The organism is Streptomyces sp. NPDC056144 (assembly GCF_042264145.1).
GTDB lineage: Bacteria > Actinomycetota > Actinomycetes > Streptomycetales > Streptomycetaceae > Streptomyces.
In genome coordinates, this window is sequence record NZ_JBHJVF010000001.1 from 1,248,666 (window position 1) to 1,263,626 (window position 14,961).

General features: G+C 70.6%; 16 protein-coding genes and 1 pseudogene. 8 read left to right on the forward strand and 9 right to left on the reverse strand.

Annotation, left to right across the window (positions count from 1 at the left end; all coding sequences use genetic code 11):
• Window positions 1–124: 124 nt before the first annotated feature.
• On the forward strand, window positions 125–2,290 hold the full coding sequence (locus ACFC0Z_RS05370; protein ID WP_376432937.1) for a glycosyltransferase family 4 protein: 2,166 nt from the start codon (window positions 125–127) through the stop codon (window positions 2,288–2,290).
• Here the strand turns inward: ACFC0Z_RS05370 and ACFC0Z_RS05375 are convergent.
• Entirely contained in the window at window positions 2,284–4,413 is a 2,130-nt protein-coding gene (locus tag ACFC0Z_RS05375; protein WP_376432939.1) for an MMPL family transporter, read from the reverse strand. The two genes, ACFC0Z_RS05370 and ACFC0Z_RS05375, sit on opposite strands and share 7 nt — an antisense overlap.
• 80 nt (window positions 4,414–4,493) lie before the next feature.
• Between ACFC0Z_RS05375 and ACFC0Z_RS05380 the strand changes: the two genes are divergently transcribed.
• Window positions 4,494–5,009 carry a MarR family winged helix-turn-helix transcriptional regulator gene (locus ACFC0Z_RS05380; protein ID WP_376432941.1) on the forward strand — a complete coding sequence of 172 codons (516 nt, stop codon included), beginning with the start codon at window positions 4,494–4,496 and terminating at the stop codon, window positions 5,007–5,009.
• 229 nt (window positions 5,010–5,238) lie between these two features.
• Window positions 5,239–5,418, forward strand: a complete 180-nt coding sequence (locus tag ACFC0Z_RS05385) for a DUF6480 family protein (RefSeq protein WP_376432942.1) — start codon at window positions 5,239–5,241, stop codon at window positions 5,416–5,418.
• Window positions 5,419–5,496: 78 nt separating this feature from the next.
• On the opposite strand, the gene ACFC0Z_RS05390 is transcribed toward ACFC0Z_RS05385, so the two are convergent.
• The 3 genes from ACFC0Z_RS05390 to ACFC0Z_RS05400 form a co-directional block, all read right to left on the reverse strand.
• On the reverse strand, window positions 5,497–6,024 hold the full coding sequence (locus ACFC0Z_RS05390; RefSeq protein WP_376433477.1) for an NUDIX hydrolase family protein: 528 nt from the start codon (window positions 6,022–6,024) through the stop codon (window positions 5,497–5,499).
• Between the two features lie 62 nt (window positions 6,025–6,086).
• Window positions 6,087–6,707 carry an NUDIX hydrolase gene (locus ACFC0Z_RS05395; RefSeq protein WP_376432944.1) on the reverse strand — a complete coding sequence of 207 codons (621 nt, stop codon included), beginning with the start codon at window positions 6,705–6,707 and terminating at the stop codon, window positions 6,087–6,089.
• A gap of 36 nt (window positions 6,708–6,743) precedes the next feature.
• Window positions 6,744–7,358, reverse strand: a complete 615-nt coding sequence (locus ACFC0Z_RS05400) for a helix-turn-helix domain-containing protein (protein ID WP_376432945.1) — start codon at window positions 7,356–7,358, stop codon at window positions 6,744–6,746.
• Window positions 7,359–7,478: 120 nt separating this feature from the next.
• Between ACFC0Z_RS05400 and ACFC0Z_RS05405 the strand changes: the two genes are divergently transcribed.
• Complete coding sequence (locus tag ACFC0Z_RS05405; RefSeq protein ID WP_376432947.1) at window positions 7,479–8,876, forward strand: MFS transporter; 1,398 nt, start codon at window positions 7,479–7,481, stop codon at window positions 8,874–8,876.
• Between the two features lie 13 nt (window positions 8,877–8,889).
• Here ACFC0Z_RS05405 and ACFC0Z_RS05410 read toward each other — a convergent pair whose 3' ends face one another.
• Entirely contained in the window at window positions 8,890–9,519 is a 630-nt protein-coding gene (locus ACFC0Z_RS05410) for a class I SAM-dependent methyltransferase (RefSeq protein WP_376432949.1), read from the reverse strand.
• 83 nt (window positions 9,520–9,602) lie between these two features.
• Between ACFC0Z_RS05410 and ACFC0Z_RS05415 the strand changes: the two genes are divergently transcribed.
• The gene (locus tag ACFC0Z_RS05415; RefSeq protein WP_376432951.1) at window positions 9,603–10,133 is read left to right on the forward strand and encodes an SMI1/KNR4 family protein; all 531 of its coding nucleotides are present in this window, start codon (window positions 9,603–9,605) and stop codon (window positions 10,131–10,133) included.
• On the opposite strand, the pseudogene ACFC0Z_RS05420 reads toward ACFC0Z_RS05415, so the two are convergent.
• Window positions 10,128–10,547 (reverse strand): annotated as a pseudogene (locus ACFC0Z_RS05420) (transposase); the annotation flags it as partial. The gene ACFC0Z_RS05415 and the pseudogene ACFC0Z_RS05420 overlap by 6 nt on opposite strands.
• Window positions 10,548–10,630: 83 nt before the next feature.
• Between ACFC0Z_RS05420 and ACFC0Z_RS05425 the strand changes: the two are divergent.
• Entirely contained in the window at window positions 10,631–11,764 is a 1,134-nt protein-coding gene (locus ACFC0Z_RS05425; RefSeq protein ID WP_376432953.1) for an IS630 family transposase, read from the forward strand.
• A gap of 7 nt (window positions 11,765–11,771) precedes the next feature.
• On the opposite strand, the gene ACFC0Z_RS05430 is transcribed toward ACFC0Z_RS05425, so the two are convergent.
• Window positions 11,772–12,056, reverse strand: a complete 285-nt coding sequence (locus ACFC0Z_RS05430) for a DUF3027 domain-containing protein (RefSeq protein WP_376432955.1) — start codon at window positions 12,054–12,056, stop codon at window positions 11,772–11,774.
• Between the two features lie 35 nt (window positions 12,057–12,091).
• Window positions 12,092–12,814, reverse strand: a complete 723-nt coding sequence (locus tag ACFC0Z_RS05435) for a transposase (protein WP_376432957.1) — start codon at window positions 12,812–12,814, stop codon at window positions 12,092–12,094.
• Between the two features lie 282 nt (window positions 12,815–13,096).
• On the opposite strand from ACFC0Z_RS05435, the gene ACFC0Z_RS05440 reads away from it, so the two are divergent.
• Both ACFC0Z_RS05440 and ACFC0Z_RS05445 read left to right on the forward strand, forming a co-directional pair.
• On the forward strand, window positions 13,097–13,519 hold the full coding sequence (locus ACFC0Z_RS05440) for a hypothetical protein (protein ID WP_376432959.1): 423 nt from the start codon (window positions 13,097–13,099) through the stop codon (window positions 13,517–13,519).
• Between the two features lie 28 nt (window positions 13,520–13,547).
• Window positions 13,548–14,126 carry an SMI1/KNR4 family protein gene (locus ACFC0Z_RS05445; protein WP_376432961.1) on the forward strand — a complete coding sequence of 193 codons (579 nt, stop codon included), beginning with the start codon at window positions 13,548–13,550 and terminating at the stop codon, window positions 14,124–14,126.
• A gap of 81 nt (window positions 14,127–14,207) precedes the next feature.
• Here ACFC0Z_RS05445 and ACFC0Z_RS05450 read toward each other — a convergent pair whose 3' ends face one another.
• Entirely contained in the window at window positions 14,208–14,921 is a 714-nt protein-coding gene (locus ACFC0Z_RS05450) for an ArsR/SmtB family transcription factor (RefSeq protein WP_376432963.1), read from the reverse strand.
• Window positions 14,922–14,961 lie beyond the last annotated feature (40 nt).

Below are 14,961 nucleotides of genomic sequence, written 5' to 3' on the forward strand. Positions count from 1 at the left end.
ATGCGCGGGCACCGGATTCGTTGCGCGGGCGCCCCCGGGCCTCCGCCGGAACGCCGTGCGTGCATCCGGCACCCCCGTCGTCGGCGAAGAACTGCGCGCCCACCGTCGCCGACGAGGAGAAGCGATGTACCGCTCGCACACCGTCCGGGCTCGCGTCCTGCCCGAAGGTCACCACCCGCTCCCCGCAGGCTCGCGTACGGACGCGGGGGACCCGGCCGAGCCGTTCCTGGCCGTCCGTGTGGCGCACTGGCGCCAGCCCGCGTCCGGCGAGGCTTCCGGCTGGCCCGGTACGCCGCACCTGCTCGCGGAACTGGCACGGGCCGAGTACCGGGGAGGTGCCGCCGCGACGGGGACCGCTGTCTTCGCGACGCCGCGCGACCTCGCGCTCGCACGGCTGAGGCGATTGGTACGCACGGGTGGCGTTCCCACGCCGACCGAGTGCGTCCGGCTGCTCGACGGCTGCGACCGTACGCGGGCCGCCGTCTTCGACGTGTGGCCGGAAACCGTCCGGCGGTTCGGCCCGACGAGGTCGACGGCCGCGCTGCGCGTCGGCATCCGCACGGGCGCCGGCTCCGAGGCGGCGATCGCGGTCATGCTGGACCTGGCCGCGGCGACCGCGCTGAGCCCCCTCACCCGCGGTGAGCTCCGCGTTCTCGCCGCCGCGCCCGGTCGCCGGACCCGGCACGCCGCGTGGCGTCTCCTCCTCGCGACGGGCGGACAGTCCCTCATACCCGACGCCCGTCAGGCCGGGGACGCGTACGAGCGGGCTCTTCTCACCCTGCTGAACCGCGGGCCTTCGTTCGGCCGTGTGCGGTCCGCGCCGCGCCACGGTCTCGTCGTCGCCCAGTCGATGCTGCTGGGGCGGCTCGACCGTCCGGGCGAAGGCATGAGCGGAGGCCTCGGCGTCCTCCTCGGTTCACTCGGAGACGCCCTCGCGGGCACCGAGCCCGTCGCCCACGTGATCACCGTCGTCACGACCTGTACGCCGGAGCTGGAGGCCGACCCCGTCCTGTTGCGGCGGCGAGCCCCGGGGCACTGGGTCTTCAGGATCCCGGTGGACAGCGAGGACCAGCCCCGCCCGGACGAGTTCGGGCGGCACCGGGAGGCCATGGCCTGGTGGGCCGCCGCGCTCTTCGCCTCGCGGGCCCCTCGCATCGACGTCCTGCACGTCCGTTACGCGGACGACGGCTCGCTCGCCCTGGCCGAGGCCGCGCGCAGGGCCGGAACGCGCGTCGTCTTCACGGCCACCCCGGACCCGCACCGGCAGATCACCGAGCGGTACGACACGCCCGCGGCCGACGGGACTGCCCTCAGGGAGGACCTGCACCGGGTGTTCGTCGCGGACAGGCTCGTGGAGCGCGCCGACCGCGTGGTGGGCATCGCGGACCGGGACGGCGGGACGTCGGAACTGGTGCGGTACTACCCGCAACTGACCGACCGGAAGGGCGAGGGCGCGCCGAGCGCCGTCGCGGAGGGCATCCCGTCGTACCGGCCGCCCCGTCATGGGGCGGTGAGGCGTGCGGAGCTCCTCCGGGCGGTCGACGCGGGTGTCGCGGCCGTCGCGGCCGCACCGGGGCCCGCGGACGGCGGGACTCCGGCGGTGCTGCTCAGCGTGGGGCGGCTCCACCCGGTCAAGCAGCAGGACCTCCTGGTCCGTTCCTGGATCGGCACCGGGTGCCATCGGCGCGCGGCCCTGGTCCTCGTCGGCGGCAGCCCGGAGGCCGGCGACCCCCTCGAACGCGCGATGCGCGCGAGGATCGAGGACGCGCTCCGCGCCTGCCCCGAGGCGCGACGGCGCCTGGTGCTCCTGCCCGCACTCTCCAACGCGGAGGTCAGGATGCTCGAACGGTGCCTGGCGGATCCCGCGCGGCGGTCGTCCGCGCGCTACGTGTGCGCGAGCGCGAAGGAGGAGTTCGGTCTCGCGCTCCTCGAAGCGATGGAGGCGGGACTCCTCGTGGCGGGCCCGCTCCGCGGCGGCGTACCGCACTACCTCGTCGACGGCCACAACGGACTGCTGATCGACACCTCCCGCGCGGAGACACTCGGCGACGGCCTCGTCCGCCTGCTCGCCGTCGACGGCGAGCAGGCCTCGGTGATGGCCGCCCGGGCCCGGACGCTGGTCCGTTCCACGTACTCGTCCGCCGCCATGGCCGGGACGCTGGCCGAGCACTACGCGGCGGTCGCGGACGCCCGCGCGCACGCTCCCCGAGAGAGCGTGCGCCCGGCGTCCCGGCCGCAACCACATGTGCGTCCTGATGCCGCACCCCTCTGGACGGGGTCGCGTCAGTGACCGGGCCTGGACGGAGCCTCCGCACCGGCCTCGGCGTCGTCCGCACGGGCGGGGTCCGTCTCCCGGGCGAGTCGGCTGGGCCACCACACCGCGGGGCCGATGTCCCTGACGAGTCCGGGCACCAGCAGGGAGCGCACGACGATGGTGTCGAGCAGGACGCCGAAGGCCACGATGAACGCGATCTGCGCCAGGAAGGCCAGGGGGATGACGATGAGGGCCGCGAACGTCGCCGCGAGGACCACCCCCGCCGAGGTGATCACGCCGCCCGTGGTGACGAGTCCCCGCAGCATGCCCTGCCGGGTGCCCAGGCGCAGAGTTTCCTCGCGGACACGGGACATGAGGAAGATGTTGTAGTCGACTCCCAGGGCGACGAGGAAGACGAATCCGTACAGCGGGACGGAGGCGTCCGTGCCCGAGAAACCGAAGCCGTGCTCGAAGACCAGCCCGGCGATGCCGAGCGTCGCGAGGTAGTTCAGTCCCACGGTGGCGACCAGGAGGACGGGCAGGAGCAGCGAACGCAGGAGAACGACCAGGATCACGAGGATGATCCCGAGAACGACGGGGATGATGAGGTTCTTGTCGTGTTCCGCGGTGCGCTGGGTGTCGTACTGCTGCGCCGTGTATCCGCCCACCAGGGCGCTCGCGTCCGCGGCGTGAACCCGCTCGCGGAGCTTCCGGACGGTTTCCTTGGCGGCGTCGCTGTCGGGCGCGTCGGCCAGGGTGGCGTCGATGCGGACCAGGCCGTCGACGACCAGCGGCTTCCCCCCGGGTACGGAGGTGACCACCCGCGCGTCGGCCACTCCGGGCGTCTGTGCCGCGGCCTTCCGCACCGCGTCCCGGTCGTCGGCGTCGGCGATGATGACGGCCGGCTGGCCGGAGCCTCCGGGGAAGTGCTCGCCGAGGGTCTGCTGGGCGGCCACGGACGGGGCGTCGTTGACGAACAGTTCGTCCAGGGGCACGCCCTTGGACTGCAGAGCGGGGAAGAAGGCGGCGCCGACGAGGAGAAGCCCGGTGGTGATGGTCCACAGCCGCCGCGGGCGGGTGTCGACCCAGTGGGCGACACGGCGCCAGATCCCGTGGCCGCCGGTCTCGGCGTCGGCCGACCTCGGCTTGGCGGGCCAGAAGGCGGTCCTGCCCATCAGGGCCAGCGCGGCGGGAAGGAAGGTGAGGGTGGTGAGGACGGCGCAGACCACGCCGATGGCGCCGACCGGTCCGAGGGCCCTGTTGTTGGTCAGGTCGCTCAGGAGCAGGGCGAGCAGGCCGAGCGCGACCGTGGCGGCGCTGGCGGTGATCGCTCCGGACGATCCCCTGGTGGCGGCCCAGGCGGCTGCCACGCGATCGCCGGTCGTGGCGAGCTCCTCGCGGAATCGCGCGGTGAGCAGCAGGGCGTAGTCGGTGGCCGCGCCGATCACCAGGATGGAGAGGATGCCCTGGACCTGGCCGTCGACGCGGACGATGTCGTTGTCGGCGAGGACGTAGACGATCGCGCCGGCGACGCCGAGGGCGAAGACCGAGCTGATGATGATCAGGAAGGGCAGCACGACGCTGCGGTAGACCAGCAGCAGGATGAGCAGCACCGCCGCGAGTGCCACTCCGAGCAGGATCCCGTCGATTCCGGCGAACGCGTCTCCCAGATCTTTCTGGGTCGCCGCGGGGCCCGCCAGTTGGGCCCGTGCGTCCGGCACCGTGTCCGCCGCGGCCTGGACCGCTTCCAGGGTTTCGCCGAGCTCGTCACCGAGGTCGGGGCCGAGGGGCACGACACCCTGGAGTGCCTTCCCGTCCTCGGAGGGGAAGGCGGGGGAGGGGGCGCCTTCCACGCCCGGTACGCCCTCCAGCGACCGCAGCGCGGCGGCCGCCGCCTTCTGCTGGGCCGGTGTGACGTCGCCGCCGCCGGAGGCCGTCCAGACGACGATCGCCGGGAGCGTCTCCTGCTGGTCGAAGGCGTCCTGACGCTCGATGACCTTCGTGGACTCGGCGTTCTGGGGCAGGAAGGCGGCCTGGTCATTGGTGGAGACCTCGCCGAGCTTGCCGGCGTACGAGCCGAAGGCTCCGCCCAGACCCAACCAGACTGTCACCAGGACGAGGGGGACCAGCCAGCGGACTGGTCGACGCGCGCTGTTCATCGATTCCCTATCGGATCGAGCAACCGGATGTATCTCAACGAGAGAGTATCTCAATGATTGAGTAATATTAGGATGGGGCGATGCAGCCGTACTCGCCGGACACTCCTGACCAGGGCAGCGACCTGTTCGCCTACGCCGTCCTGCTGCGCGCGCTGAATCGGGAGCTGAACCGGGCCACGTTGGACTTCGCCCATCAGCAGGGGCTGCACCCCACGGACATCCACGCGCTCGCCGTGATCATGGATCCGGCGGCATCCGCCGACGGTCCCGTCACCCCCACGCACCTGAGGGAAGAGCTCGGCCTCACCTCCGGGGCGATCACCGCCTGCCTCGACCGGCTCCAGCGCTCGGGACACGTGAGCCGCGTGCGGGACACCGCGGACCGCAGGGTCGTGCACCTCGTGTACAACCCGCATGCCCGCGCGCTGGCCCGTGAGTACTTCAGCCCGCTCGCGCGCGCCACCGAGAACGCGCGCGACCGCTTCACCCCGGAGCAGCTCGGCACGGTCGCGGACTTCCTCAGGGCACTCAACGCCGAGCTGGCCGCAGCGCGCGACGAGCAGCAGCCCGGCGGCGGGGAGCCCGGCGCGTCGTGATGAGGCCGAACGCGTAGCCTGTCGCGAACCCTTCCCGAACCGCCGCCTCGGCCCAGGGGCCGGTCGAGGTGGGGAGCGTCAGTTGCCGACTCGATCCGCGCGCCGCCCGCGCACACGACTCCGCGAACGTAATCCGCTGCACGATCGATGCGTTTCGCGATGCCGGGATGAGAGGGAGACGGTGGAAGCCCGACGGCGACGGGCCGTCGCGTACAGGGAGCCGGCGATCATGAGCGTGCCGTTCGTACCTCCAGAGGAAACCCCGCCGGCGGAGGGCTCCACCTCCTCTGCCCACCCCGAGCGCGCCGATGGCGGCATCTGGGAGCACCCGCTGGTGTGGGTCTCGCTGATCGTCTTCGGATCCGTCCTCGGGGCCGCGTTCTTCCTGTTCCGGATGCTCGGCTTCTGAGCCCCGCCGCCTGAGAGGCCACCGAGACGGCGGGACCCCGCCGTGCGCACAGGCGCACCGCGGGGTCCCGTCCCGACATCAGTACGTGTGACCGACGTGCGCGAGGGCCTGCTTCAGCAGCAGCCCCTGCCCGCCCGGCATCTCGTCCTGGACGGCCAGGGACGCCGCCTCCTGCGGGCTGAACCAGACGAGGTCGAGAGCGTCCTGCCGCGGGCGGCAGTCACCGGAGACCGGAACGATGTAGGCGAGGGAGACCGCGTGCTGCCGGGGATCGTGGAAGGGGGTCACGCCCGCGGTGGGGAAGTACTCGGCGACGGTGAAGGGCTGCAAGGAGGCGGGAACCCGGGGGAGCGCCACCGGGCCCAGGTCCTTCTCCAGGTGACGGAGGAGTGCGTCGCGGACCCGCTCGTGGTGCATGACGCGGCCGGAAACGAGTGTGCGGCTGATCGTTCCGTCGGCGCCGATGCGCAGCAGGAGCCCGATGCTGGTGACTTCGCCGCTGTCGTCCACGCGTACGGGAACGGCCTCGACGTACAGAATCGGCATCCGGGCCCTGGCCACGTCGAGTTCGTCCGTGGACAGCCAGCCGGGTGTGGTCTCGGTCATGTCAGACATCGCCTGATCATACTTTCCAGGCCACGTCCCGGCCCAGGGTGCATCCCGCGTGTCTACCTTCGAACCCGTGGCCGATCTCGAACGCGCTGCCGAAGCTTGCGGGTGAAGCGGTGCATGTGAGGGTCGAGTGCCTCGATCGGTTCGTCGAGCACCTGGTCCGCCGTCAGCCACCGGACCGACTCGAACTCGCCCTCGTCGTACCAGGTGACGGACCGGGCGTCGGCGTCGAGCACGTACCAGAGCGAGACGTCGGTGTGCGTGCCCGGCCCCCGGGTGCGGGTGACGGTGAGAAAGAGCGGGAGCTCGCCGGCGACCGATGAGGCGGACGCGCGGATCCCCAGCTCCTCTCCGCACTCGCGCACGACGGTGTCCCACGGATCCTCGCCGGGTTCGACGTGCCCGCCGGGCGGCAGCCAGAGCCCGGCCTTGCGGTGGGCGGCGAGCAACACCTGTTCGCGTGCGGCGTCGAACGGGACGAAGTAGGAGACGAGATGCGTCGCGGGCACGTCCGGCTTGCGGGTGCGGTAGAGCGGAGCCCCGTCCGCGACCCATCGAGTGGCGGTGGCGAGGTGGTCGCGCTCCAGCTCGTCCCAGGGCGTGATGGTGCCGAGCACCCGCAGGAGGTGGGCGCGTTGACCGGCGTGCGGATCCGCGTACGGCGACGGCGATGTCATTCCCGCATCCTGGCAAAGGGCACTGACAAACGGTCCTCACCCACCCGGGTTCGCACCGGACGGCCGGGCCCGGACCACGGCCTGGTCGCCGCGCGGGCCGAACAGGTGGAGGATCTCCACGGTCTCCGCGCCCGCGGGGCCGAACCAGTGCGGCTCGGTGGTGTCGAACTCGGCCACCTCGCCGGGCTTCAGCTCGACCTCCCGGGCTCCCAGGACGAGCCGGAGCCGGCCGGCGAGGACGTACAGCCACTCGTACCCCTCGTGCGTGACGAGCTCCGGCGGCCGTGGCGCCAGGACCTGTTTGAACACCTGGACGCGCCCCGGATACTGCGTGAGCGGTACGAGAACACTGCCGTTCTTCTTCCGCACCGGCCTGAGGTGCACCCGGGGGTCGCCGCTGGCGGGAGCCGCGACGAGCTGGTCGAGGGCCACGTGGTGGGCGCGGGCGAGCGGGATGAGGAGGTCGAGCGTCGGGCGCCGCTTTCCGGACTCCAGCCGGGAGAGCGTGCTGACGGAGAGCCCGGTGACGGCCGCGAGGGCCTCCAGGGTGAGCCCCCGCGCCCTGCGGAGGTCACGCAGCCGGGGCCCGATCGCGTCGAGGATCTCCGCCAGCTCGGCGTCGGTGGTCGCGGTCCCGCTTCCCGTGTTCATGGCTCCATTTTGCGGTCTTCGCAAAAACCGTGGGCTGTGTTGATCAACCGGCCCGATCCTGTCGTGGCAGCGCCCCCAGGCGTACGTACGTACGCGCACGACGCGAGAAGTGGACGGACCATGACCACGACGACACACCCCGCCCCGCAGCCCGCACGGCCCTCACTCGGCTCCCGAAGACGCTGGACGATCCTGGCCGTCTGCTGCCTGAGCATGTTCCTCGTGGGCCTGGACACCACCATCGTCAACGTCGGCCTCCCGTCCATCGGCGACGGCCTCGACGTCGGCACGCGCGGTCTCGAATGGATCGTGGACGCGTACACCCTCACCCTCGCGAGCCTCCTGATCTCATCCGGAGCGCTCGCCGACCGCTTCGGACGCCGCAGGATCTTCCAGTACGGCCTCGCCCTCTTCGGCCTGGCCTCGCTGCTCTGCGCGCTCGCCCCGTCCGCCGGTGTCCTCGTCGCGGCCCGCGCGGTCCAGGGCGTCGGCGCCTCGATGCTCAGCCCCGTGGCGCTGGCCATCGTCGTCAACGCCATGCCGGACCCGAAGGAGCGGGCACAGGCCATCGGCATCTGGGCGTCGGTCTTCGGCCTGAGCATGGCCGCCGGGCCGCTTGTCGGCGGTGCGCTCCTGGAGGGCCTCGACTGGCGGTCGCTGTTCTGGATCAACGCGCCGGTGATCCTGGCAGCGCTGCTCCTGAGCGCCAGGTTCGTGCCGGAGTCCCGGGCGGAGCGCGCCCGCCGGCTCGACGTACCCGGCCAGATCCTGCTGACGCTGGTCCTCGCGAGCGTCGTCGGCGTCCTCATCGAGGGCCCGCACATCGGCTGGACCTCACCGTGGGCGCTGACCGGTTACGGGGTCGCCGTCGTGACGACCGCCGCCTTCCTCCGTACCGAATCCCGCCGACCCGAACCGCTCATGGACCTGGGACTCTTCCGCCGCCCGGCCTTCAACGGCGCCGTCGTCGGCGCGGTCGCCGTCTTCGTCGCCCTGAACACGACCCTGCTCCTGAACACCCTCTACCTCCAGCAGACCCGGGGCTGGACGGCCCTTGCCGCAGGCGCCGCGACGCTGCCGCTCGCGCTCGGCGCGACGGTCTGCGCCCCCTGGTCGGGCCGGATGGTCGGCCGTACGGGCGCACGGCGACCCCTGCTCCTGGCCGCGGGCTTCCTCACGGCCGGCGGGCTCTGCATGATCGGCCTCACCCCGCACACGAACGTGCTGCTGCTCCTGACCGCGTACCTCCTCATCGGCATCGGCTTCGGCTTCGCGAACGCCCCGATCACGAACACCGCGGTCAACGGCCTGCCGCCGTCCCGCGCGGGAGTCGCCGGGGCGATCACGTCGACGGCCCGTCAACTCGGCGCGGCCATCGGCATCGCCCTGGCCGGCGGCCTGGTGGCGACCGCGACGCCGCAGGAGATCGCGTCGGCGTCCCGCCCGGGCTGGATCCTGGTGGCGGTCTGCGGCGTACTGCTGGCTGCCGTGGCCCGAATGTCCCACCCGAAGCCGTAGGAGGGAGATCCCCCTACGAACGCCGGGCGAGGAGATGAGAGTCGAGGAACCCCCGCTCGGAAGCCGGGTCGTGAACCAGCCGGGCGAAGGGGACGAGCCCGGCGTCGCCCAACACCCCCGCGAGCCGGTCCACCGGCCAGCTGTACGCGGGAGCCACCTTGTGATCGAACCACACAGGCTCCGACCCCTCGGTCCCGAAGAACGAGACGAGGATCAACCCGCCGGGCGCCAGGACACGTACCTGCTCGGCGAGCAGCTCCGGCAGCTGCTCCGGCGGGGTGTGGATCATCGAGTAGTGAGCGAGTACGCCCCCGAGCTCACCGTCGGCGAGGGGCAGCGCCTCCATCCGAGCCTCCTCGAACCGCAACGCCGGGTGGGCGCGCCGAGCGTGCGCGACCATCCCGGGGGAGAGGTCGAAGCCGAAGGCGTCAAGCCCCAACTCCTCCAACATGGCCGTGAGATGCCCGGGCCCGCACCCGACATCCGCCACCCGCGTGTTCCCCGTCCCCCGCACCAACTCGGCGAAACTCCCGATCATGGCCCGTGCGAACGGCTGGTCCTCCAGCCGGTTCGCGAAGAGCGACGCGTAGAGCTCGACGACGCCGTCGTAGGCGGCCCTGGTGTTCTCCCGATGATCTGCCACGGACACGACCCTAAGGCCGGCCCGCTCGCGATGAAGCTCCTATAGATCGTCAAGCCGGGCTGCGAGGTCCATAGGATGCGTTCGTGGCTCGGTTTGATGAGGTTAAGGCGACGTTCTGGGGCGAGGGCCTGTACGGGGTTCAGCCACCGCTGACCGACGCGGTCGTTCAGGACGCCGAGCGCCAGCTCGGTGTCCGTCTGCCGGCCTCGTTGCTGGAGATCCTGCGGGTCCAGAACGGCGGCCTGGTGGCGGAGCTGTGGAACGCGTTCCCGACCGATGTGCCGACGTCGTGGAGCGAGGACCATGTGCCGCTCGACGACATGATGGGCATCGGCCGTCACGACGACCGACTTTCATTGCTGGACTCGCCCTACTTGGTCGGGGAGTGGGGTCTTCCGTCTCCTCTGGTTCTGCTCTCCGGTGATGGCCACTGCTGGATTGCTCTCGACTACCGGGCATGCGGAGAGCGCGGGGAGCCGTCCGTGACGTGGTTCGACGTGGACACCGACACGGAGCTCCCGCTGGCGACGGACTTCCAGACGTTCGTCGAGCGGCTGACTGCGGCCGTGTCCTTCGACCTTGATGACGAGGACGGCAGCCGGCCGGCGTCATGATCCGGCACCGGCCGAGTCTGCCGTGTCCAGAATGCTCGTGCTCCTGAGGTGCCTGTAGACCTCGCGGGCGACGAACCTCTTGAGGCACCGCATGATGTCACTGGTGGACATGCCCTCGGTGGTGCGTCTGGCGACGTAGTCCCGGGTTCGTTGGTCGTGACGCATGCGGACCAGGACGATGGTGTAGAGGGCACTGTTGGCGTTGCGGTCCCCTCCGCGATTGATGCGGTGACGGTGGGTCCGGCCGGACGAGGCGGGTATCGGTGCCGCCCCGCACAGGTGCGCGAAAGACGCTTCGGACCGGAGCCGGTCGGGGTTGTCTCCCGCAGTGATCAGCAGCTGGCCAGCCGTCTCCGTGCCCACCCCGGGCAGGGCGACGAGGCTGGGTGCCGCCCGGGTCACGAGCGGAGCTAGTGCCGCATCAGGCAACGTTCGCCCCGTCATGATGTGCCGCCCGGTCGCTGTTCCGGGCGGCACTGGACGGCCAGAATGATCACGTGGCTGAACGCGTACAGGTCCGCGAGATCGATGACGACGAGGGCAGACGGCTGCTGAGGATCGTCCGCCGGGGCAGCGGTTCGGTGGTGACCTGGCGGCGGGCCCAGATGGTGCTGCTGTCCGCCCAGCGCATGCCGGTGGCGAAGATCGCCGAGGTCACGTTCACCAGCGCGGACCGGGTCCGGGACGTGATCCACAACTTCAACGCCGACGGCTTCGACTCGCTCTACCCGAAGTACAAGGGCGGCCGGCCCAGGACCTTCACCCTGCCCGAGCGCCGGGAGATCAAGAAGACCGCCAAGTCCAGGCCGGCCGAGCACGGCCTGCCGTTCTCGACCTGGAGCCTGGCCAAACTGGCCGACTTCCTGGTCGCCGAGGGGGTGGTCGACGACATCAGCCACGAGGGCCTTCGGGTCCTGCTCCGCGAGGAAGGCGTCACCTTTCAACGCGTGAAGACCTGGAAGACCTCCCGCGACCCCGACTACGCGGCCAAGAAAGCGAGGGTCGAGCACCTCTACGCCATCGCCGACGGCGAGGTCATACCCGAGAAAGGTGAACCCGAAGTCGTCTTCTGCATGGACGAGTTCGGACCGCTCAACCTCCAGCCCCACCCTGGTCGGCAGTGGGTCGAACGCGGCGGCCGGCACAAGGACCCCGACCGCGAGCCCAGGCCGAGACGGCGGGCGACCTACACCCGCCCGCACGGCGTGAGGCACCTGTTCGCCGCCTACGACCTCGCCAAAGACCAGCTCTACGGGCACGTCAAGAAGACCAAGAACCGGTCGAAGTTCCTGGAGTTCTGCCGCTACCTGCGCTCGCTGCACCCGGCGGACGTCCGCATTGCCATCGTCTGCGACAACTACTCACCCCACCTGACCACCAAGCGGTGCCGGCGGGTCGAGACCTGGGCCGTGGCGAACAATGTCGAGATTGCCTACACCCCGACCAACAGCTCCTGGCTCAACCGGATCGAGGCCCAGTTCACCGCCCTGCGCTACTTCGCCCTCGACGGCACCGACCACCCCAGCCACAAGGCCCAGGGCAGCATGATCCGCCGCTACATCATCTGGCGGAACAAGCACGCCGCCGACGAACGCCTCCGCAAAGTCGTGGCCAGAGCCAACGTCGCCTGACCGATCGCTACCCGAACGAGCCGTCTGCGCGAGTGGCGAAGCTCTCGCAGCCATCGTGCTCGAACCGCACTCGGCCATCGAATGACGAGGCGGGGTTGCTGCACACCCCGTAGTCCTGGCCGAGCTCCCCGCTCAACGCGATCCAGAAGCGACATCCTCCGCACTGGGCGTCATACCACTCGTTCCGGTAGTCGGGCTGGGCCGTCGAGCGGTTCAACGAGGCGAGCCAGCGCGTATGGCAGCGATCGTTGTGATCTTGATCCTCGCCCGTCCAAGGTTCACCAGCAGCCACTCCCGATGCCTCCCGCCCCGTTTGATCCGAGACCGTCAGCCCCAGAGCTTGACCATGATCCTCTCACCGAGAAGCAGGGCGAAGGTTCTCTGATGCGGCACTAGGTCCGCGTCGGCCTCTTTGATCTCCTGCTGAAGGGCCTGGTAGCGCCGGGCCAGGCGGCGAAGTGCCGTCTTGGCCGCGCAGGCCGGGTCCGTGAGATCAGCGGCGGGCCGGGTCCGGGCGAGAGTATCGATCAGCAGGCCGGTGGGCAACCCACGCAGCTTGTCCCGCAGGGCGGAGGGAGCGGTGACCATCAGAGCCCGGATCTGGTTGATGGTCTGCGTCCGTGCCTTGACCGCGCTCTTGCGGACCACACGCAGGGCGCGGATCGCTTCCACGATCCCGTCCCGGCTCTTCGGTGTTCCGCTCGCGCGGCCAGACAGGACGGCGGTGGCCGCAGCGTAGGCGTCGATCGGATCGGACTTGCCGTGGGCCCGCCTGGCCCTGCGGTCCGGGCGGTCAACCTCGACGACCGTGATGCCGCTGGCGGTGAGGAACCGGGCGAGTTCGGCACCGTAGGCGCCGGTGCCCTCCATCCCGACCGCGATGACCTCGCCCTGGGCACGTAGCCAGGCCAGCAGCTGTTCGTAGCCGGCCGAGTTCGTTTCGAACGGCTGCGTGTCCAAATGGCGGCCGACCGAGTCGATCACTGCGGCCTGGTGGACGTCGGTGTGGGTATCGATTCCGCCGATCACCGCTATCTCGGGCGCTGTCATGCTCGGCTCTGCCGTCCTTCCGTACGGATACCGGATCGGCGTGTGCTGCCCGGGCGGACGGACAAGACAGTGAAGAGGCTGGTGGCCAAGCTCCTATGAGGTCACGGACACCCGCGCGCACACGCGGTGGCATCCCTCGGGGGCCGACGATTCAACGCACAGGCAGCCGAAGCGCCAGTCAGACCCAGAGTCAGACCCCCGAGCGATGCCGCCTACATCCTCACTGTCAGACCTCGCCCGTACGCTGCGTCCACAGGGAAAGATCAAGGGGAGGGCTGGGGGATGGGCGGCAATTGCTGGTGGCAGACGGGTCCGTACGACAGCGACTTGGCGGTCGCGTTCCGCCGGGCGCAGGACGCGGAGCTCGCCAAGGGGGAGCACGACTCCACAGGGCGTACGATCGCCGAGCTCTGGGAGTCCGAGGACTGGGCCGAGTACATCTTCACGGGCGGTACGGCCACGGTCCTGGACCAGATCCACACGGTGGAGGCGACGGCCCCCGAGAACGGCCCCTACATGCGCCCGATAACCCCTGAGGAACTCCACACCTGGTGTCCCCACGGCCAACCCACCCTCGCCGACTGGACCACGGCCCTGGCCGGCGACGACGACCTCTACCCCAGCCGCGGCCTCGGCCGTTGCACCGTGCTGTACGAGAACGGCGAGCCGTCGGCGATCGGGTACTGGGGGGTGACGGCGGATTAGCAACCGGGGAGAGGGAGGGCTGAGCGCGATGAGCACGGTGAGCGCGGCTGAGAGTTGGACACGCGTGATGGCGCTGCTGCGGCGGCACGCCCCTGCCGATCACGCGGAACTGGCAGGTCCTGCCGCGGAGGAGACACTCGCGGCGGCGGAAGAGCGCATGGGCGTGTCCCTCCACGGAGATCTGCGGGCGTGGCTGTCGCAGAACAATCTGGATCTGCCGGAGGAGGAAGTCGACGACGACGTGATGTGCCGCGGCTTCGACGGCTTCCCGGACGAGGGCAGCTTCTTCCTCGGCATCCGGGCGATGGAGAGGCTCTACGCGAACCGCCGCACGACGGGTGGATTCGACCCTCCGGACCAGCCGGACAGCCCGTTCTGGCGCAACGAGTGGATCCCGTTCCTGTCTGACCAGGACGGCTGGAGCGGAAAGTTCGTCGACATACGGGACGGGCGGGTCGGCAGGTGGTTCGTGGGAGACATCAGCGTGACGGGCGAGTACGAGTCCCTGGCCGCGTACTTCGACTCCGTGGCGGACACGCTGACGAAGATCGCCGAGGGGAGCTACCCGGTCTGTGAGATCGCTGATGGTCGACTCGTATGGAAGTGAGCCGGCTGCTCAGGTCCGTGGCCGAGGGTCCGGCGTGAGCGGCGTCCGGACGCGTCTGCGTTGCCGACGACCGCCGTCGTGTCAGAAGTGAGCTGACGGCAGGCCGAGGTGGTCGTGCAATGCCTGACGGCCGACGGGCGTCACGACGAGGGCGCGGGTGGTGCCGACGCGGGTCAACCATCCCGCGGCGAGCGCATGAGCGCACAGGGCAGCACCCACAGCGCCCGCCACGTGCGGACGGCGCCCGGTCCAGTCGAGGCACGCGCGTACCGGCGGGCGGCGTGAGCCGGCAGGCAGGGTGATGCCGGTATCGGTCAACCACAGGGCACCCTTGTCGGTCAGGCCCGGTTCGGGCCCCCACTCCAACAGTCCGCGCTCGACCATGGTGTCGGTGATCGCCAGCGCGACGGTTCCGGCCAGGTGGTCGTAACACAGCCGTGCACGGGCCAGGGCCTGCTGTCGGCCGGAGGCTGACAGGGAGCTCGGTCGGGTGCTGTGCTGCGGGGCGAGCGCGGCAAGGCACTCGATCAAGTCGACCACCCTGCGGTCGGCGAGCCGTACGTAACGGTGACGTCCATGCCGCTCCTCAACGAGGAGTCCGCCATTGACAAGCTGGTTCAGGTGCGATGTGGCGGTGGACGGTGCGACGTGGGCGTAACGCGCGAGCTCGTTCGCCGTCCACGCCCGGCCGTCGAGCAGCGCCAGGCAGAAGGCGGCCCGGGTCCCGTCGGCCAGCAGCCTGGCCACGCCCGCCAGGTCCACGCCTACGTCCTGACCTGTGTGCTGAATGTCCACGTTGCCATTCTCACCGACCTCGCTTCGACGGTCGTCGAAG